The 17,110-nt window shown below is 65.6% G+C and carries 19 protein-coding genes and 2 tRNA genes; 3 read left to right on the top strand and 18 right to left on the bottom strand.

The features are described 5' to 3' along the window. Nucleotides 1–5 precede the first annotated feature (5 nt). The 18 genes from AC1RSI_RS11455 to AC1RSI_RS11370 form a co-directional block, all read right to left on the bottom strand. On the bottom strand, nt 6–1,490 hold the full coding sequence (locus AC1RSI_RS11455; RefSeq protein WP_008259479.1) for an NADH-quinone oxidoreductase subunit M: 1,485 nt from the start codon (nt 1,488–1,490) through the stop codon (nt 6–8). Nucleotides 1,491–1,494: 4 nt separating this feature from the next. After that, the gene (nuoL, locus tag AC1RSI_RS11450; protein WP_154725276.1) at nt 1,495–3,588 is read right to left on the bottom strand and encodes an NADH-quinone oxidoreductase subunit L; all 2,094 of its coding nucleotides are present in this window, start codon (nt 3,586–3,588) and stop codon (nt 1,495–1,497) included. 2 nt (nt 3,589–3,590) lie between these two features. After that, nucleotides 3,591–3,899, bottom strand: a complete 309-nt coding sequence (nuoK, locus tag AC1RSI_RS11445) for an NADH-quinone oxidoreductase subunit NuoK (RefSeq protein ID WP_008264046.1) — start codon at nt 3,897–3,899, stop codon at nt 3,591–3,593. Beyond that, entirely contained in the window at nt 3,899–4,525 is a 627-nt protein-coding gene (locus AC1RSI_RS11440; protein WP_008262516.1) for an NADH-quinone oxidoreductase subunit J, read from the bottom strand. The genes nuoK and AC1RSI_RS11440 overlap by 1 nt, the downstream gene beginning before the upstream one ends. Before the next feature lie 72 nt (nt 4,526–4,597). Further along, complete coding sequence (gene nuoI, locus AC1RSI_RS11435; protein WP_008264332.1) at nt 4,598–5,089, bottom strand: NADH-quinone oxidoreductase subunit NuoI; 492 nt, start codon at nt 5,087–5,089, stop codon at nt 4,598–4,600. Next, nucleotides 5,089–5,313: a hypothetical protein gene (locus AC1RSI_RS11430; RefSeq protein WP_008262419.1), complete on the bottom strand. Its 225-nt coding sequence runs from the start codon at nt 5,311–5,313 to the stop codon at nt 5,089–5,091. The genes nuoI and AC1RSI_RS11430 overlap by 1 nt, the downstream gene beginning before the upstream one ends. Further along, nucleotides 5,310–5,543: a hypothetical protein gene (locus AC1RSI_RS11425; protein ID WP_040349591.1), complete on the bottom strand. Its 234-nt coding sequence runs from the start codon at nt 5,541–5,543 to the stop codon at nt 5,310–5,312. Before AC1RSI_RS11425 ends, AC1RSI_RS11430 begins: the two co-directional genes overlap by 4 nt. After that, nucleotides 5,544–6,623: an NADH-quinone oxidoreductase subunit NuoH gene (gene nuoH, locus AC1RSI_RS11420; protein ID WP_008261920.1), complete on the bottom strand. Its 1,080-nt coding sequence runs from the start codon at nt 6,621–6,623 to the stop codon at nt 5,544–5,546. A gap of 3 nt (nt 6,624–6,626) precedes the next feature. Beyond that, on the bottom strand, nt 6,627–8,672 hold the full coding sequence (gene nuoG, locus AC1RSI_RS11415; protein WP_154725275.1) for an NADH-quinone oxidoreductase subunit NuoG: 2,046 nt from the start codon (nt 8,670–8,672) through the stop codon (nt 6,627–6,629). Then, nucleotides 8,672–8,917, bottom strand: coding sequence for a hypothetical protein (locus tag AC1RSI_RS11410; RefSeq protein ID WP_035311070.1), 246 nt, complete (start codon nt 8,915–8,917; stop codon nt 8,672–8,674). Before AC1RSI_RS11410 ends, nuoG begins: the two co-directional genes overlap by 1 nt. Further along, nucleotides 8,917–9,408 carry a hypothetical protein gene (locus AC1RSI_RS11405; protein WP_154725274.1) on the bottom strand — a complete coding sequence of 164 codons (492 nt, stop codon included), beginning with the start codon at nt 9,406–9,408 and terminating at the stop codon, nt 8,917–8,919. Before AC1RSI_RS11405 ends, AC1RSI_RS11410 begins: the two co-directional genes overlap by 1 nt. A gap of 2 nt (nt 9,409–9,410) precedes the next feature. Beyond that, nucleotides 9,411–10,724: an NADH-quinone oxidoreductase subunit NuoF gene (nuoF, locus tag AC1RSI_RS11400; protein ID WP_008264145.1), complete on the bottom strand. Its 1,314-nt coding sequence runs from the start codon at nt 10,722–10,724 to the stop codon at nt 9,411–9,413. 393 nt (nt 10,725–11,117) lie between these two features. Continuing rightward, on the bottom strand, nt 11,118–11,399 hold the full coding sequence (locus tag AC1RSI_RS11395) for a hypothetical protein (RefSeq protein ID WP_008263388.1): 282 nt from the start codon (nt 11,397–11,399) through the stop codon (nt 11,118–11,120). Next, nucleotides 11,399–12,076, bottom strand: a complete 678-nt coding sequence (gene nuoE / locus AC1RSI_RS11390) for an NADH-quinone oxidoreductase subunit NuoE (protein WP_291755581.1) — start codon at nt 12,074–12,076, stop codon at nt 11,399–11,401. The genes AC1RSI_RS11395 and nuoE overlap by 1 nt, the downstream gene beginning before the upstream one ends. Continuing rightward, nucleotides 12,073–13,347 carry an NADH-quinone oxidoreductase subunit D gene (locus tag AC1RSI_RS11385; RefSeq protein ID WP_154725272.1) on the bottom strand — a complete coding sequence of 425 codons (1,275 nt, stop codon included), beginning with the start codon at nt 13,345–13,347 and terminating at the stop codon, nt 12,073–12,075. Before AC1RSI_RS11385 ends, nuoE begins: the two co-directional genes overlap by 4 nt. Beyond that, a complete protein-coding gene (locus AC1RSI_RS11380) occupies nt 13,347–13,976 on the bottom strand; it encodes an NADH-quinone oxidoreductase subunit C (protein ID WP_008260708.1) in 630 nt (209 codons plus the stop codon). The genes AC1RSI_RS11385 and AC1RSI_RS11380 overlap by 1 nt, the downstream gene beginning before the upstream one ends. After that, on the bottom strand, nt 13,973–14,596 hold the full coding sequence (locus tag AC1RSI_RS11375; protein WP_154725271.1) for a NuoB/complex I 20 kDa subunit family protein: 624 nt from the start codon (nt 14,594–14,596) through the stop codon (nt 13,973–13,975). The genes AC1RSI_RS11380 and AC1RSI_RS11375 overlap by 4 nt, the downstream gene beginning before the upstream one ends. Continuing rightward, nucleotides 14,566–14,943 (bottom strand): NADH-quinone oxidoreductase subunit A, encoded by a 378-nt coding sequence (locus tag AC1RSI_RS11370; protein WP_008262515.1) that lies wholly within the window; start codon nt 14,941–14,943, stop codon nt 14,566–14,568. The genes AC1RSI_RS11375 and AC1RSI_RS11370 overlap by 31 nt, the downstream gene beginning before the upstream one ends. Before the next feature lie 205 nt (nt 14,944–15,148). Here AC1RSI_RS11370 and AC1RSI_RS11365 point away from each other — a divergent pair, with 205 nt between their 5' ends. The 3 genes from AC1RSI_RS11365 (at nt 15,149) to AC1RSI_RS11355 (ending at nt 17,108) form a co-directional block, all read left to right on the top strand. After that, a complete protein-coding gene (locus AC1RSI_RS11365; RefSeq protein WP_154725270.1) occupies nt 15,149–16,780 on the top strand; it encodes an AbgT family transporter in 1,632 nt (543 codons plus the stop codon). Between the two features lie 96 nt (nt 16,781–16,876). Continuing rightward, nucleotides 16,877–16,953, top strand: a tRNA-Asp gene (locus tag AC1RSI_RS11360). Nucleotides 16,954–17,034: 81 nt separating this feature from the next. After that, nucleotides 17,035–17,108, top strand: a tRNA-Asp gene (locus tag AC1RSI_RS11355). Nucleotides 17,109–17,110 lie beyond the last annotated feature (2 nt).

Below are 17,110 nucleotides of genomic sequence, written 5' to 3'. Positions count from 1 at the left end.
TGGTCTCACCCGCCGATCGCGACGCGATAGGCATTGGTCAGGGCCTCGACGGCGGGCCCGGTGTAATCGAGGACGGCGGCCGGATGGACGCCCAGCCACAGGGTGCCGAGGATCAGCGGCACGAACAGCAGCAGCTCACGCTTGTCGATGTCGGCGATGGTCATCAGCTTCGGATTGGTGATCTCGCCGAACATGACCGCCCGATACAGGGTCAGGGCATAGACGGCCGAGAAGATGACGCCCGAGGCCGCAACCAGGGCCGCCCAGGTCGAGGCCTGATAGGCGCCCGTCATGGTCAGGACTTCGCCGATGAAGCCCGAGGTGCCCGGCAGGCCGACGTTGGCCATGGTGAACATCAGGAAGATGGCGGCGAACCAGGGCATGCGCGAGGTCAGGCCGCCGTAGAAGGCGATCTCACGCGTATGCATCCGGTCGTAGACGACGCCGACGCACAGGAACAGCGCGCCCGAGATCAGACCGTGGCTGATCATCTGGAACACCGCGCCCTGCATGCCCTGATAGTTGCCCGAGAAGATGCCCAGGGTGACGAAGCCCATGTGGGCGATCGACGAATAGGCGATCAGCTTCTTCATGTCCGTCTGACGCCAGGCGACCAGCGAGGTATAGACGATGGCGATGACCGACAGGGTGAAGACCAGCGGGCGGAACATCTCGGACGCCACCGGGAACATCGGCACGTTGAACAGGATGAAGCCGTAACCGCCCAGCTTCAGCAGGATGCCGGCCAGGATGACCGAACCCGCCGTCGGCGCCTGAACGTGGGCGTCGGGCAGCCAGGTGTGGACCGGCCACATCGGCATCTTCACCGCGAAGGAGGCGAAGAAGGCCAGCCACAACAGGGGCTGAACGGCCGGGTCGAAGGCGTATTGCTTCAGCTCGGGAATGCTGGTGGTGCCGGCGGTGTGCGACATCCACAGCATGGCCAGCAGCATCAGCACCGACCCCAGCAGGGTGTAGAGGAAGAACTTGTAGGCGGCGTAGATCCGGTTGGCGCCGCCCCAGATGCCGATGATCAGGAACATCGGCACCAGGGTGCCTTCGAAGAAGATGTAGAAGAGATACAGGTCCAGCGCCGTGAAGACGCCGATGACCAGGGTCTCCAGCACCAGGAAGGCGATCATATATTCGACGACGCGCGTCTCGACCGACTTCCAGCTGGCCAGGATGCAGATCGGCATCAGGAAGGCGGTCAGCAGGACGAACAGGATCGAGATCCCGTCGACGCCCAGATGATAGCTGGCCCCGGCGAACCAGGGGACCATTTCAACGAACTGATATCCGGGGTTCGACGGATCGAAACCGGCGACCAGCACGACCGAGACCGCCAGCACGACCAGGGTCGTGATCAGGGCGATCCAGCGCGCGGCCGGGGCGGCGGCGTCCTGGGACTTGGACGCCAGCCGGGCGAGGAAAATCGCCAGGGCGCCGGCCAGCGGCAGGAATGTAACGAGGCTCAGGATGTAGGGCACGGGCTCAGGCTCCCCACGCGAGGATGGCGAAGGTGAGCAGACCGGCCACCCCGAGCAGCATCACGAAGGCATAATGATAGACGAAGCCGGACTGGAGCTTGCCCAGTCGTGCGGCGGATTTCAGCGACGCCCAGGCGGCGCCGTTCGGGCCGAGGCCGTCGATGATCTTCACGTCGACGATCTTCCAGAAGACGTCGCCCACGGCCTTGAAGCCGCGCACGAAGACGAAGTCGTACAACTCGTCGAAATACCACTTGTTGTACAGGAAGTTGTACAGGAACCCGCCCCGCTCGGCCATGCGACGGCCCATGCCTTCGCGGGCGACATAGATCCAGTAGGCGAAGGCCGTACCGGTCAGGGTCAGGATCAGCGGCGACCACTTCACCCAGGTCGGGACGTCGTGGCTTTCGTGGAGCACATGGTTGTGCTCGCCGGTGAAGATGGCCCCACGCCAGAACTCATGCTCGTGATGGCCGATGAAGTGCGGCGCGAACACGAAGCCCGCGGCGACGGCGCCGACCGACAGCAGGATCAGCGGAACCAGCATGACCCAGGGGCTCTCGTGCGGTTGCAGCGGACCGTGATGGCCATGATCGTCATGCGCATGGTCGTCATGGGCGTGCGCATCGGAGACCGGCTCGGAATGGGTTTCCAGCTGGGCGTGCGAGGCGTGATCGTCGGCATGATGGGCGTCGCCCTCTTCCTTCCACACCGGCTTGTTGTGGAAGGTCATGAAGATCAGGCGCCAGGAGTAATAGGCCGTCAGACCGGCGGCGATCAGGCCGATGGAGAAGGCGAACATGCCGACCGCCGAATGGCCCGAGGCCGCCGAGGCGAAGGCGCTCTCGATGATCGAGTCCTTCGAATAGAAGCCGGCGAAGCCGCCGACGCCGGGAATGCCCAGGCCGGTGATGGCGATGGTGCCGATGGTCATGACGGCATAGGTGATCGGCAGCAGCTTCCACAGGCCGCCCATCTTCCGCATGTCCTGCTCGTGGTGCATGCCGTGGATCACCGAACCGGCGCCCAGGAACAGCAGGGCCTTGAAGAAGGCGTGGGTGAACAGGTGGAACATGGCCGCCTGATAGGCGCCGACGCCCGCCGCGAAGAACATGTAGCCCAGTTGCGAACAGGTCGAATAGGCGATGACCCGCTTGATGTCGTTCTGGGTCAGGCCGACCGTGGCGGCGAACAGGGCCGTGATCGCGCCGATGATGGCGATGATCTGCGACGCGCCCGGCGCATACTCATAGATGGGCGACAGCAGGCAGACCATATAGACGCCGGCGGTCACCATGGTGGCGGCGTGGATCAGGGCCGAGACCGGGGTCGGGCCTTCCATCGCGTCCGGCAGCCAGGTGTGCAGGAAGAACTGGGCCGACTTGCCCATGGCGCCGATGAACAGCAGGAAGCCGGCGAGGTCGAGCGCGGACCACTGGACGCCCAGGAACTCCCAGGTCGTGCCCGCCTTGGTCGCGACCAGCGGGAACAGCTCGGCGAACTCGATCGTGCCGTACATCCAGAAGATGGTGATGATGCCCAGCACGAAGCCGAAGTCGCCGACGCGGTTGACGACGAAGGCCTTGATGGCGGCGGCGCTGGCGGTCGGCTTCTTGAACCAGAAACCGATCAGCAGATACGAGGCCAGACCCACGCCTTCCCAGCCGAAGAACAGCTGCATGAAGTCGGCGGCCGTCACCAGCGCCAGCATCATGAAGGTGAACAGGGACAGATAGGCGAAGAAGCGCGGCCGGCTGTCGTCCTCGGCCATATAGCCCCAGGAATACAGGTGGACCAGCGACGAGACGCTGGTGACCACGATCAGCATGGTCGCCGACAGGGCGTCGATGCGGATCGACCAGGCCGACTGGAAGTCGCCCACATTGATGAAGGGCGCCAGGCGGATGGTGAAGGGCTCCAGATGGCCCCAGGTCCACTGGCCGAACACCGTCCAGGCCACGGCGCACGAGAAGAACAGCAGACCGGTCGTGAGGGTCTGCGACGGGATGTCGCCGATGCGGCGGCCGAACAGGCCGGCGACGGTCGCGCCCAGCAGCGGGGCGAAGATCCCGAGAATGATCAGGGTGTGGAGGTTCACGCTCAGCCCTTCATCACGGAGGCGTCGTCGACGGCGATGTCGCCGCGGTTACGGAAGAAGGTCACCAGGATGGCCAGGCCGACGGCGGCCTCGGCCGCGGCGACGGTCAGGACGAACATGGCCATGATCTGCCCGCTGATGTCGTTCAGATAGGTCGAGAAGGCGACGAAGTTGATGTTCACGGCCAGCAGGATCAGCTCGATCGACATCAGGATGATGATGACGTTCTTGCGGTTCACGAAGATGCCGAAGACCCCGATGGTGAACAGGATCGCCGCCACGCTGAGATAATGGATGAGACCGATGTCCATCAGAGAAGCTCCTCGGGCGAGACGCCCTGCCCGGTCTGGACCGATTTGACCTCCATCGCCTTGGCGGCGGAGCGGTTGACCTGGTCGGTGATGTTCTGGCGCTTGATATGCGGCTTGTGGCGCAGGGTCAGGGTGATGGCCCCGATCATGGCGATCAGCAGCACGATCCCGGCCGCCTGGAAGAAGTAGATATAGTCGGTGTAGAGCACCCGGCCGATGGCCTCGACATTGCTCATGTCGGGATCGGGCGCGCCGGGCCCGGCCAGACCGGCGGTCGCCCCGCCCTGGATGACGGCGCTGGACACCAGGATCATCTCGGCCAGCAGAACGGCGGCGATGACGGCCCCGATGGGCAGGTATCGGGCGTAGCCCTCGCGCAGCTTCAGGAAGTCGACGTCCAGCATCATGACGACGAACAGGAACAGCACGGCGACCGCGCCGACGTAGACGACGACCAGCAGCATGGCCAGGAACTCGGCCCCCAGCAGGACGAACAGACCCGCCGCCGAGAAGAAGGCGAGGATCAACCACAGCACGCTGTGCACCGGATTGCGCGCGGTCACGACCAGAAGGCCGGACACCACGGCGGTCGCCGCCAGCAGATAGAAGGCTATGCCTTGCAGCATGTCGGGACGAAGCCCCTTTCGTAGCGGCCGCGACCCCCGATTGGGAATCGCCGACCCGTTAGCGTGAGCGCCTTAGCGGTAAGGCGCGTCGAGTTCCAGATTCTTGGCGATCTGCCGTTCCCAGCGATCCCCGTTGTCGAGCAGTCGGGCCTTGTCGAACAGCAGCTCCTCGCGCGTTTCGACGGCGTATTCGGAGTTCGGCCCCTCGACGATGGCGTCCACCGGGCAGGCCTCCTGGCACAGGCCGCAGTAGATGCACTTGACCATGTCGATGTCGTAGCGGGTCGTGCGACGGCTGCCGTCGGCGCGCGGTTCGGCCTCGATGGTGATGGCCTGGGCGGGGCAGATGGCCTCGCACAGCTTGCAGGCGATGCAGCGTTCCTCGCCGCTCGGATAACGGCGCAGGGCGTGCTCGCCGCGGAAGCGCGGCGACTGCGGGTTCCGCTCGAACGGATAGTTCACGGTCGCCTTGGGGCGGGCCATGTACTTCAGGGTCAGGCCGATGGCGCCGATGGCGTCGAGCATCATCGCGCCCTTGGCGGCCTGGGCGATACGAGTGAACATCAGAAGCGATCCTCTGGCGCCGGGGCGCCGTTGGTTGAAGTCTGGGCGGGCGCGGCCGGGGCCGCTCCCTGAGTCTGGCCTTTGGCCTGGCCGTCCCGCCATTCACGCTCGATGCGCTCCTGGCGGCGTTCCCATTGATAGCCGGACTCGGGCATGCGCGTATCGGGCGCACAAGCCGTCGTCAGGGGTGCGAACGCCAGCAGCATGAGGCTCAGACGGTTCATGCCCCGCCTCCCCGCAGCACGTCCTTGCAGTCCATGTCCTTATAGCGCGGATCGTCCCGGTTCATCATCCGGCACAGGTTGACCCGTTCGCCGCCGCGGCGCGCGTCATCCTCGCGCCGCTCCAGGGACGCGGCCGGATCGGTCGGCGCCGGAGCGGCGATGGGCGCGAAGGTGCAGGCGGCGAGGCCCCACGACGCGACCAGGGCCAGGATGACGGTGCGTGGGCTCATCTACGCACCCACCGCGAAGACGCGCCAGGCGGCGGTGATGACCACGGCCACCAGCGACGCGGGCAGGAAGATCTTCCAGCCCAGGCGCATCAGTTGGTCGTAGCGGTAGCGGGGCACGAAGGCCTTCACCAGGGCGATGGCCAGGAACCAGAACACCGTCTTGGTGAGGAAGGTCAGCAGATAGATCGTATAGGCGATCCAGGCCGGCAGGCCGTCCAGCGTCTCCTGCGACAGGAAGCCGGGGTTCCAGCCGCCGAAGAACAGGATGCTGATCATCGCCGACATGAAGACGATGTTGACGTACTCGCCCATCATGAACAGCAGATAGGTGGTCGAGCTGTATTCGACCTGATAGCCGGCCACCAGTTCGGACTCGGCTTCAGGCAGGTCGAACGGCGGACGGTTGGTTTCCGCCAGGGCCGAGACGAAGAAGACGATCGACATCGGGAACAGGACCACGATCAGGGGCCAGGTGCCCTGCCCGCCGCCGAAGGCGTACCAGTTCCAGAAATAGCCGCTCTGCCCCTCGACGATCTGCGACAGGTTCATCGTGCCGGCCAGCAGGATCACATTGATGATGATCAGGCCCAGCGAGACTTCATAGGACACCATCTGCGCCGCCGAACGCAGCGAACCCAGGAACGGATACTTCGAGTTCGAAGCCCAGCCGCCCATGATGATGCCGTACACGCCCAACGAGGAGACGGCGAAAATGTACAGGATGCCGACGTTCAGGTCCGACACCACCCAGCCCGGCGCGAACGGGATCACCGCCCAGGCCATGAAGGCCAGGACCACGGTGATGATCGGCGCCAGGATGAAGACCGCCTTGTCGGCGCCGGAGGGGATGACCACCTCCTTGAGCACGAACTTGATCATGTCCGCGAACGATTGAAGCAGACCGAAGGGGCCGACGACGTTCGGCCCCTTGCGCATCTGCACCGAAGCCCAGACCTTGCGGTCGGCCAGCAGCAGGAAGGCGACGGCGATCAGCACGCCGACCGTGATCAGCAGGATCTGACCGACGGTGATCAGCGTCCAGCCGCCCGGCGTGGCCCAAAAGGAAACAGCAGCGTCCATGACTTACTCCGCCGCCATCGCGACCGGGGCGATCCGCAGGGCGGACAGCTCGGCCATGGTCGCGCTGGCGCGCGCGATCGGGTTGGAAAGATAGGGGTCCGTGATCGCCGAGGCGAAGACCCGGTCGCCCAGGTCGCCCTTGACGCCCAGCTTGGACGGATCGAAGGCGGCCGGCGCGGGCAGATAGTCGATCCGGCCGAAGGTCGGATGATCGGCCATCAGCCGGGCGCGCAGCTGATCCAGGGTGTCGTAAGGCAGGGTCTGGTCGACGCGGGCGGACAGGGCGCGAATGATGGCCCAGTCTTCCTTGGCCTCGCCCTTGGGGAAGACGACGCGTTCGGCCATCTGCACCCGGCCCTCGGTGTTGACGTACAGGCCCGACTTCTCGGTATAGGCCGCGCCGGGCAGGATGACGTCGGCGCCGTGCGCGCCGCGGTCGCCGTGGCTGCCCAGATAGACACGGAAGGCGTTCGAACCGGTCGGATCGACCTCGTCGGCGCCCAGCAGGAACAGCACGTCCAGCGCGCCGGGCTTCAGCATGTCCGAGACCGTCAGACCGCCTTCAACCGGCACGAAGCCCATGTCCAGGCCGCCGACGCGCGCGGCGGCGTGGTGCAGGACGTTGAAGCCGTTCCAGCCTTCGCCGATGACGCCGACCTTCTTGGCCAGGGCGCCCAGGGCGTTCAGGACGGCGGCGCCGCCCTCCCCGTTCAGCGCGCCGGAGCCGACGATGATCGCCGGACGCTCGGCCTTGGTCAGGAAGTCCATCGCCGACTTCGGCAGCTTGGCCAGGGTCTTCGAACCGGCGCCCAGATAGGCGTAGTCGAAGGTCAGGTCGGCCTGTTCGCCGATGACGCCGATCTCGACCCCGCCCTTGATCCAGCTCTTGCGCAGGCGGGCGTTCAGCAGCGGCGCCTCGATACGCGGATTCACACCCACGATCAGAATGGCGTCAGCCTTTTCAATACCTTCCAGGCCGGAGTTGAACAGCCAGCTCTCGCGCGGGCCATAGCCGAGCGCAGCGCCGTCCTGGCGGCAGTCGGTGTTCTTCGAGCCCAGGGCGCGGAACAGGTCCAGGGTCGCCTTCATCGACTCAGCGTCCTGCAGGTCGCCGGCGATCACGCCGATGCGGTCGGCAGGGGCGGCCTTCAGCTTGGCGGCGACGGCGTCCAGGGCCTCGTTCCACGAGGCGGCGCGCAGCTTGCCGTTCTCGCGGATCCACGGGCGGTCCAGGCGGCGGGCGGTCAGGCCGTCGACGACATAGCGGCTCTTGTCCGACAGCCACTCCTCGTTGATGCCCTCGTTGACGCGCGGCAGGACCCGCATGACCTCGGAGCCGCGGAAGTCGGCGCGGATGTTCGAGCCCAGGGCGTCCATGACGTCGATGGTCTCGGTCTTCTTCAACTCCCACGGACGATAGTGGTACTGCCAGGGCCGGTGCGTCAGGGCGCCGACCGGGCACAGGTCATTGACGTTGCCCGACAGTTCCGACCCGACCGACTTCTCCAGATAGGTGGTGATCTCGGCGTCCTCGCCGCGCGAGATCATGCCGATGTCCGGCACGCCGGCGACCTCGGTGATGAAGCGGACGCAACGGGTGCACTGGATGCACCGCGTCATGAAGGTCTTGATCGTCGGACCCATGTTCTTTTCTTCGACCGCGCGCTTGTTCTCGGCATAGCGAGAGCCGTCGCGGCCATAGGCCATGGACTGATCCTGCAGATCGCACTCGCCGCCCTGGTCGCAGATCGGGCAATCCAGCGGGTGGTTGATCAGCAGGAATTCCATCACGCCTTCCCGGGCCTTCTTGACCATCGGGGTGTCGGTGAAGATTTCCTGACCTTCGGCGGCCGGCAGGGCGCACGAAGCCTGGGGCTTCGGCGGTCCGGGCTTCACCTCGACCAGGCACATGCGGCAGTTGCCGGCGATGGACAGGCGTTCGTGGTAGCAGAAGCGCGGGATTTCCTGCCCCGCGCGCTCGGCGACCTGGAGCACGGTCATCCCGGGCTCGAACTCGACTTCGACGCCGTTGACCTTGGCGATGGGCATTATTCTCGAACTCCGCCGTAAGGGCTGTCTACCAGGGTCAGACGTGTCTCGACCCGTTCGATACGTTGATCCAGGCGATCCAGGCGACGATTGACGCCTGCAAGGCCCTCCCCCACGTGAGTCATGCGGACCTTCAGGTCGTGCATGTCCTCACCGAGGCGATCCATCTTGGTTTCCATCGACGTCAAAAGCCCTTCGACGCGACGCTGGATTTGAAGGACGAGGTTGTCGGGTTCATCCGCCATCACCGCGCCTCCTCTTCTGCGGGAACGGCCAACTCGGCCTGTTCCTTCGTCCCATCCGGGAGGGTCTGGGTGATGGTGATCGCCTGGGCGTCCATGACGTAGCGGATCACCGGATCGTCCGACTGGTTCATCCAGCGAACGAGGGTGGGATCGGGCAGATTGAGCGGCTTCCACACGATCAGGTCTTTCTCGACGCGGCAGTCGGCCCGCATCCGGCCGCCGTCGACCGGGGCCCGCCACGAGGCGTGGACCACCCCGCCGTCGACATCGTCGACGTCGATCGCCATCGGCTCTTGCCCGTGAACAGCGGCCAGACCCGCGCGGCAGACGCGACGCAGATCGGCCGCGTTCAGAACCTCAGGCGCCGTCTGCACGGCGTCGGAAGGCTTCGCCGCAGCCGCAACCTTTTCCGCAGGCGTGGGCGCAGCTTCACGCTCGCCGCAGGCGGCGAGTGCGAAGGCTCCGATCACGATGGCGGGTGAAAGGCGCATGCCTACTCCGCCGCGATCGCGTGGCCGGCGAAGTTCGCGCGGCGGCTGCGGTAGTTGGCGATACGCTCTTCGATCTCGTGGCGGAAGTGACGGATCAGGCCCTGAACCGGCCAGGCGGCCGCGTCACCCAGGGCGCAGATGGTATGGCCCTCGACCTGACCGGCGACGTCCAGCAGCAGGTCGATTTCCGACGGATCGGCCTCGCCCACCGACATCCGCTCCAGCACGCGCCACATCCAGCCGGTGCCTTCGCGGCACGGCGTGCACTGGCCGCAGCTCTCGTGCTTGTAGAAATAGCTGATGCGGGCGATGGCCTTCACCAGGTCTGTGGAGTTGTCCATCACGATGACGGCGGCGGTGCCCAGGCCCGAGCGCATTTCGCGCAAGGAGTCGAAGTCCATCAGCGCCGTCTCGGACATTTCGCGCGTGATCAGCGGCACGGACGAGCCGCCCGGGATGATGGCTTTCAGATTGTCCCAGCCGCCGCGCACGCCGCCGCAGTGTTCTTCCAACAGCTGCCGCAGCGGGATCGACATGGCCTCTTCGACCACGCAGGGCGCGTTCACATGGCCCGAGATGGCCATCAGCTTGGTGCCGGTGTTGTTCGGACGGCCGAAGCCCGCGAACCAGCCGGCGCCGCGACGCAGGATGGTGCCGACGACCGCGATGGACTCGACGTTGTTCACCGTGGTGGGGCAGCCGTACAGGCCCGCGCCGGCCGGGAACGGCGGCTTCAGACGGGGTTGGCCCTTCTTGCCTTCCAGGGATTCCAGCAGGGCGGTCTCTTCGCCGCAGATATAGGCGCCGGCGCCGTGGTGGATATAGACGTCAAAGTCCCAGCCGTGGACATTGTCCTTGCCGATCAGACGGGCCTCATAGGCCTGCTTGACCGCAGCCTCCATCCGCTCGCGTTCCAGCACATATTCGCCGCGCAGATAGATGTAGCAGGCGTGGGCCTGCATCGCGAAGGACGCGATCAGGCAGCCTTCGATCAGCAGCTGGGGATCATGGCGCATGATCTCCCGGTCCTTGCAGGTGCCGGGTTCGGATTCGTCGGCGTTGACGACCAGGTAGTGAGGACGATCCTTCACCTCCTTGGGCATGAAGGACCACTTCAACCCGGTCGAGAAACCCGCGCCGCCGCGGCCGCGCAGGCCCGAGGCCTTGACGTTGTTGATGATCCAGTCGCGGCCAAGGTCCAGCATGTCCTTGGTGGCGTTCCAGGCGCCGCGGGTCTTCGCCCCGTCCAGCGTCCAGTCCTGGAAGCCGTACAGATTGGTGAAGATCCGGTCCTTGTCTTCGAGAATGCCGACCATCAGGCTGCTCCTACGTCTGCGCCGACGGGGGGGACCGAGAGCGGACTGGCGTTCGAGACCGAGATCGCGCTGGCCGGGCGGCGGCTGACGAGGTTCAGGGCTGGGATTGTTACGCGGTTCGGAAGCATTAGCAGGACCGGGTGAAGGCGTAGATGAAGCGGCCGCGGGGGCGACCGAAGGCGAGGGTGGCGGGGGTTCCGCCGATACGGGTCCGGCGCTCAGCGACAGACTGGCCGCGCCGGCCAGATTGGCCAGCAGCCTGCCTGTGCCGGACGGGCTCCACCCGCCCCGGCCGCGCTTGGGCGCGCGGCGCCCTGCCCGTTTCTGATCCATCGACATGGCGCCCCCCGGCACGCTGCATCGAATTCATGGAACCACAATCGATCAACGGCGTCATGACGACATGACGTCCAACTGGCGCATCCGGCGTTTGTGGTGCCGGTTTCGGGCGTAGATGGCGCCGATGACGCAGGCCCAGCCGGCGCCGAGCATGACGTAGGACAGGGTGAAGGCCCAGTCGCCCAGGCCCGGCGTCCCCTGACGGGTCAGCAAAATCAGCATGGCCGCGCCGACCACCAGCGCGAGCCCGCCCGCGCGCAGGGGCCGTGCGACAAGGCGCAGCTCCTTGCGGTACGCGGCGCGGCCTTCGTCGCTGTCGAGGTCGGGCGCAGGCATCAGGCGGGGGCCTTCTCGACCGGCGCAGGGTCGCTGTTGGGCAGTTTGGCGATCGGCTGGGCGGCCGAACCGTCGTACAGTTTCGGATCCAGCAGGGTCTTGGCCCCGCCGGCCGGCTCGGACGTGGCGCGCCCCTGATAAGAGCCCGGCTTGGGCGTCTTGCCGGCGGCGAAGTCGTCGATGATCTGGGCCAGGGACTCGGGCGTCAGGTCCTCGAAATAATAGTCGTTGATCTGGGCCATGGGCGCGTTCGAACAGGCGCCCAGGCATTCGACTTCCTGCCAGGTGAAGCGGCCGTCGGCGGACAGATGGTCCTTGGGGCCGATCTTCTCCTTGCAGACCTTCATCAGCTCATTGGCGCCGCGCAGCATGCAGGGCGTCGTGCCGCACACCTGGATCAGGGCGGTCTTGCCGACCGGCTCGAGCATGAACATGGTGTAGAAGGTCGCGACCTCCAGCACCCGGATGAAGGGCATGCCCAGCAGTTCGCCGATGGCGCGGATGGCGGGCTCGGAGACGCAGCCTTCCTGCTTCTGGACCAGCCACAGGATCGGGATCACCGCCGACTGGCGACGGTTTTCCGGATACTTCTTGATCCACCATTCAGCCTTGGCCGTCGTATCGGCCGAGAAGGCGAACGAGGCCGGTTGTTCCTTGGCGAGACGACGAACGCTCATCGGTCCACTTCTCCGAATACGATGTCGAGCGAGCCCAGGATGGCGGAGACGTCGGCCAGCTGGTGGCCGCTGTTGATCCAGTCCATCGCCTGCAGGTGACGGAAGCCCGGCGCCGAGATCTTGACGCGATAGGGTTTGTTGGTGCCGTCAGACACCAGATAGATGCCGAACTCGCCCTTGGGCGCCTCGACCGAGGCATAGACCTCGCCCTCAGGCGTCTTGAAGCCTTCGGTATACAGTTTGAAGTGATGGATCAGGGATTCCATCGACCGCTTCATCTCGCCGCGACGCGGCGGAACGATCTTGTTGTCCTCGAGCATCACCGGTTCGCCGGGGCAGTTGCGCAGCTTGTGGATGCACTGCTCCATGATCCGCACCGACTGCTTCATCTCCTCGATGCGGCAGAGGTAACGGTCCCAGCAGTCGCCGTTCTTGCCGACCGGAATATCGAACTCCAGCTCGGCGTAGCACTCATAGGGCTGCGACTTGCGCAGATCCCAGGCGATGTCGGAGCCGCGCAGCATGACGCCGGTGAAGCCCCAGGCCAGGGCCTGTTCCTTGGACACCACGCCGATGTCGACGTTGCGCTGCTTGAAGATGCGGTTTTCGGTGACCAGGCTCTCGATATCGGTCAGGGCCTTGGGGAATTCCTGGCACCAGCGACCGATGTCGTCGATCAGGTCCATCGGCAGATCCTGGTGGACGCCGCCGGGACGGAAATAGTTGGCGTGGAGACGCGCCCCGCTGGCGCGCTCGTAGAAGACCATCAGCTTTTCGCGCTCTTCGTGGCCCCACAGCGGGGGCGTCAGGGCGCCGACGTCCATGGCCTGCATGGTCGCGTTCAGCAGGTGGTTCCCGATCCGGCCGATTTCCGAATACAGCACCCGGATCAGCTGGGCCCGGTAGGGAACCTCGACGCCGAGCAGCTTCTCGATGGCCAGGCAGAAGGCGTGTTCCTGGTTCATCGGCGCGACATAGTCTAGCCGGTCCAGATAGGGCACGTTCTGCAGATAGGTGCGGGCCTCCATCAGCTTCTCGGTGCCGCGGTGCAGCAGGCCGATGTGCGGATCGACGCGTTCGACGATCTCGCCGTCCAGCTCCAGCACCAGCCGCAGCACGCCGTGCGCGGCCGGGTGTTGCGGGCCGAAGTTGATGGTGAACTTGCGGTCGTCCATGTCCTTGGCGTGCGCGGTGCGGTGATCGACCGGCATGTCCTCGAACGGATCGACAGCGCCGTTCACGGGCGCGGTTACGGGGGCTCCGTCAGCCATCAGCCCTTCACTCCAGCCTTTTCGTCGCCGGGAAGCACGGGCGCCGGGTAGTCGGCGCCTTCCCACGGTGACAGGAAGTCGAACGTCCGGAATTCCTGCGTCAGCTTGACCGGCTCATAGACGACCCGCTTCTGCTCTTCGTCGTAGCGGACCTCGACATAGCCCGTCATCGGGAAGTCCTTGCGCAGCGGATGGCCTTCGAAGCCATAGTCCGTCAGCAGACGGCGCATGTCCGGATGCCCCGAGAAGATCACGCCGTACATGTCGTAGGCTTCGCGCTCGAACCAGCCGGCCGACGGATAGACCCCGGTCACGGTGGCGACGGGCTGGACCTCGTCGGTCACGACCTTGACGCGGACCCGGGCGTTCCGGGTCATCGACAGCAAATGATAGACGACCTCGAACCGCTCCTCGCGATCCGGATAGTCGGCGCCGCACAGATCCAGCAGCTGCTGGAAGCCGAACTGGTCGCGCAGCGCCGTCATGACCTCGACGATCCGCTCGCGCGGCGCCAGCAGGGTCAGTTCGCCGAAGGCGACCTGCGCCTCGACGCCCAGAGCCCCGACCATCTCGGCGCCCATCGGCGTCAAAGCGGCCTCGAACCGTTCTTGAACAGCCAGCGAGCTCATCGGTCGATGGTCCCCGTGCGGCGGATCTTCTTCTGCAGCTGCAGCAGGCCGTACAGCAGGGCCTCGGCCGTCGGCGGGCAACCCGGGACATAGACGTCCACCGGCACCACGCGGTCGCAACCGCGAACGACGCTGTAGCTGTAGTGATAATAGCCGCCGCCGTTGGCGCAGCTGCCCATGGACACGACATAGCGCGGGTCGGGCATCTGGTCGTAGACCTTGCGGATGGCCGGAGCCATCTTGTTGGTCAGGGTGCCGGCGACGATCATCAGGTCCGAGTGACGCGGGCTGCCGCGCGGGGCCATGCCGAAGCGTTCGACGTCGAAACGCGGCATCGACATCTGGATCATCTCGACGGCGCAGCAGGCCAGGCCGAAGGTCATCCACATCAGCGAGCCGGTGCGCGCCCAGGTGATGACGTCGTCCAGCGAGGCGGTCAGGAAGCCGCGCTCGCCCAGCTCCATGTTGACCGACTCGAAGAACTTGTCGTGGATCTTGGGGTCATAGCCCTCGACCATCGAACGCGCGGCCGAATTGGCGGGAACCAGGGGACCCGCCGAAACGCCGGGCAGCGGCGAGGAAGGCGCGACTATTCCCATTCCAGGGCTCCCTTCTTCCATTCGTAGATGAAGCCGATGGTCAGGACGCCCAGGAAGACCATCATCGACCAGAAGGCGAAGATCATTCCGGCGTGCGACAGGTCGAACATCGACACCGCCCACGGGAACAGGAAGGCGACTTCCAGATCGAAGATGATGAACAGGATCGACACCAGATAGAAGCGCACGTCGAACTTCATCCGGGCGTCGTCGAAGGCGTTGAACCCGCACTCATAGGCGGACAGCTTCTCTGAATCGGGGCTCTTGGGCGCCAGCAGCATCGGCAGGGCGATGAAGAGCACGCCGATGAAGGCGGCGATGCCGGCGAAGATAATGACCGGCAGATATTCGAGCAGAAATGCGTTCATTCAAAGAACCTCGGCCGCCGGGGAGAGGCGGGATTCGGCGCTTCTTAGACCCAACGTTCGCGAGGTTCAAACCCCTGCGTCCATTGGTTTTTTGTTGAGAACGGATCGCAAGTTCCCGGGCCATATGTCGCAGCCCCGACGCTTGCGGTTCTGGCCCCTTCCCGGCCCTACTGTCGCCTTGAAATCCCAACCGAAAGTCATCCGCATGAGCCTGGGCGCCCGTGTCCTGAACACCGTCGAGCGGGTCGGGAATCGCCTGCCCGATCCCGTCTTCCTGTTTCTGTGGCTGATCGCGGGCCTGATCGCGCTGAGTCTGGTCGGGGCCGGACTGGGCTGGTCGGCGGTCAATCCGGTGACGGGGGACCAACTGGTCGCGCAAAGCCTGCTGTCGCCCGAAAATCTGGAACGGCTGATCATCGGCATGCCGCGCACCCTGGCGGACTTCCCGCCGCTGGGGATCGTCATCACCATCATCTACGGCGCGGCGGTGGCCGAAAGAACCGGGATGTTCTCCACGGCGATTCGCGGCGCGCTTCTGAATGCGCCCCGCGCCATATTGACGCCGGTCGTCGTGATCACCGGCATGGTGTCGCACCATGCATCCGACGCCTCCTATGTGGTGGTGATTCCCTTGGCGGCGGTGATTTTCGCGGCGGCGGGGCTTCATCCCCTGGCCGGCCTGGCTGCAGGCTTCGCCGCCGTGTCGGGCGGTTACGCCGGCAATCTGTTCCCCGGCGCCAGCGACGCCCTGATCCTGGGCATCACCGAGCCCGCCGCCCACCTGATCGATCCGTCCTATTCGGTGAACATCGCCGGCAACTGGTTCTTCATCGTCGGGGTGGTGTTCGTCTTCACCCCCATCGTCTGGTTCCTGACCGACCGGGTGATCGAGCCCCGGCTGGGCAAATGGACCCCGTCCGAAGGCGTCGCCGCCCCCGCGACCTCGGAAAAGGAGCCCCTGACCGCGGCCCAGAGACGCGGTCTCCAATTCGCCGGCCTGGCCCTCCTGGCCATGATCGGTCTGTGGACCGTGATCACCCTGCTGCCCGGTTCGCCCTTCGTGGACCCCGACGCCGATCCGGAACAGAGGTTCAATCCCCTGTACCGATCCCTGGTCGCCTTCTTCGCCGTGGTCTTCTTCGTCACGGGCGCGGCCTATGGGGCGGGATCCGGCTCGATCCAGTCCCATCGCGACCTGGTGCGGATGATGCGTGACGGCATCGCCCAGCTGGCGCCCTATATCGTCCTGGCCTTCTTCGCCGCCCATTTCGTGGCCATGTTCAACTGGTCGGGCCTGGGGCCGATCCTGGCGGTCAACGCCGCCGCCGAGCTGAAGAGCCTGGCCCTGCCCGCGCCCCTTCTGCTGATCTGCGTCGTCCTGGTGTCCTGTTTCTTTGATCTGTTCATCGGCTCGGCCTCGGCCAAATGGTCGGCCCTGGCCCCCATCGTCGTGCCGATGTTCATGCTGCTGGGGATTTCGCCCGAGATGACGACGGCCGCCTATCGCATGGGCGATTCGGTGACGAACATCGCCACGCCGCTGATGAGCTATTTCCCGCTGATCCTGACCTTCGCCCAGCGCTGGGATCCGCGCTTCGGCCTGGGCTCCCTGATGGCGACCATGCTGCCTTACGCCGGGGCCTTCCTGGTGGCCGGCCTGACCATGGTGGCGGCCTGGGTGGCCTTCGACCTGCCGGTGGGGCCCGGCGTGGGCGTTCATTACGAGCCGCCCGCCCCGGCCGTCGCCGCTCAGGAGCCCGCCACGGGCGGCCTGTCGGGCCCGCACAGCCCGCCCCAGGCGGCCGCAGTCCCTCCGTCCACGCCCCTTCCGCGCTGAGGCGGGTCTTTCTCGGAAAAGGCCGCTTGACGCGCTGGGTCAGCCCGCCTAAACGACGCCCCTCGCCGGGGCGCACAGCCGCTTCGGCCGGGAAACGCGGGTGTAGCTCAGTTGGTTAGAGTGCCGGCCTGTCACGCCGGAGGTCGCGGGTTCGAGCCCCGTCACTCGCGCCACTCTTTCTAGAAATAGACAGAGTGGCGCTACCGCCTTCCCTTCATAGTTTTCGAAACAACTCAAAAGTTTCGACCTGATACGCGGGTGTAGCTCAGTTGGTTAGAGTGCCGGCCTGTCACGCCGGAGGTCGCGGGTTCGAGCCCCGTCACTCGCGCC

This window comes from Brevundimonas sp. GW821-FHT10E09, from assembly GCF_058809375.1.
This window is presented reverse-complemented; position numbering and strand designations above follow the sequence as displayed.